General features: G+C 26.4%; 2 protein-coding genes. One reads left to right on the top strand and one right to left on the bottom strand.

What is annotated here, in order from left to right; genetic code table 11:
- Window positions 1-543 precede the first annotated feature (543 nt).
- Complete coding sequence (locus CKF59_RS07790) at window positions 544-1,005, top strand: restriction endonuclease subunit S (protein WP_119535336.1); 462 nt, start codon at window positions 544-546, stop codon at window positions 1,003-1,005.
- Window positions 1,006-1,054: 49 nt separating this feature from the next.
- On the opposite strand, the gene CKF59_RS07975 is transcribed toward CKF59_RS07790, so the two are convergent.
- A partial coding sequence (locus CKF59_RS07975) for a restriction endonuclease subunit S domain-containing protein (protein ID WP_484283404.1) occupies window positions 1,055-1,603 on the bottom strand: 549 nt, incomplete at its 5' end.

Genomic DNA, 1,603 nt, shown 5'->3' with positions numbered 1-1,603 from the left:
ATATATAGTATAAATAAGCATCTATTCACAACTTTATTTGTAAATACACATCTTAAATTTCTAATTTAGCTAAACTTATCGTTATAGATTTTTTCACAAATAGTATTTAAAAACCTTGTTAACCAGTCAAGTATTTAGAATTAGCAAAGTTTTATTAATTTGAAGTTCTAAAACTAAAGATCTATGTTTAAATTTCTTAGTAAAAAATCCATGATGATCTATAAAAATTTTTAGATATACCTATCCCCTGCGCCTAGAATCGCTTCTTTCGCAGTTAAATATAAAAGTTGTTTCTGTATCCTAATTTTTCAATTCCTTCGAAATACTTTCTAATAATAGATAAACGATAATTTATATAACCAACTAGACACTTTATACAACTATTGGTTTAGGCAGTTTGAATTCCCTGATGAGAATGGAAAACCTTATAAATCATCGGGAGGAGAGTTTTATTATAATGAAACAATAAATAGAGAAATACCTATAGGATGGGAAAGTGTATCTATATTAGAAATCACTAAACCTGTTACCAGTAGGCTAGATGTGAATTTTGCTACTCCAAATGGTAGGTATAAATTTTTTTCATGTGGAGAAGAGGACTTAAAATGTGATGAGTATGCTTACGACACCAATGCTGTGATAATTCCTGTCAATGGTAATATAAAAGTTAAACATTATTCAGGTAAGTTTAATGTATATCACTGTGTTTACGTTCTGGGGGTTAATGATTCTATAAGATATTTAAAAGCAGCTATTTACTGTGCAGCAAATGATATGTTAGATTACTTTAAAATGATTCAAAGTGGATCAGTTATGAAGTTTATGAAAAAAACAGAATTAGATAAACTATATATCCTAAGATTTAAAAATGATCACATTTTATATTCTAAACTAAATACATTGCTAGATCAGATTGAACTAAACAATAAAGAAATTGACAGCTTATCTAAATTAAAGCAAGATATTATGCAGTTAATATTTAGTAGAAGCATTAAATTAAACTAAAAAATATAAGGAGTGGTCTTTTCCACTCCTTATTTATATGTAATGAGATTTATAAATTTACTTTAATAGAATTCGAAAATATCAATTGAATAAGTTCTTGTTTCAAGGATAATAATTTTTCAATTTCTCTATTATTCAATTCAATCTGATCTAATAAAGTGTTAAGTTTTGAATACAACACTTTATCATTATTAAATTTAAATAGTCTGATGCTTTCTACATTTTGCCGATTAATAAATTTAATTACAGAACCACTGGAAATCATTTTAAATCTGTTAATTTCAGATTTAGTTGCTTGATAAATTGGGGCTTTGTAATATCGTTCACGATTATTCAATTCAATTACATAAACTCTTTGGTATGCGTCAAATTTACCAGAATAATGTTTTACATTTAGCTCTCCATTTCCTGATAGTAAGATCGCATCACAATCAAAACTATAAGATTGGCAATTTAAAGTATTCTGAGAACATGTAAAAAACTTATACTTTCCATTAACATCTGAAAAATTAGCATCTTTATTACCAGTTTTTAATGCTTTTATAAATTGATTAATTGGAAGAAAACTCCAATCTATAGGAATATAATCCCCATATTC

It is taken from the genome of Psittacicella gerlachiana (assembly GCF_003585965.1).
Taxonomy (GTDB): Bacteria; Pseudomonadota; Gammaproteobacteria; order Enterobacterales; family Psittacicellaceae; genus Psittacicella; species Psittacicella gerlachiana.
The sequence above is the reverse complement of the archived record's forward strand: the minus strand, read 5'-3'. Positions and strand labels throughout refer to the sequence as shown.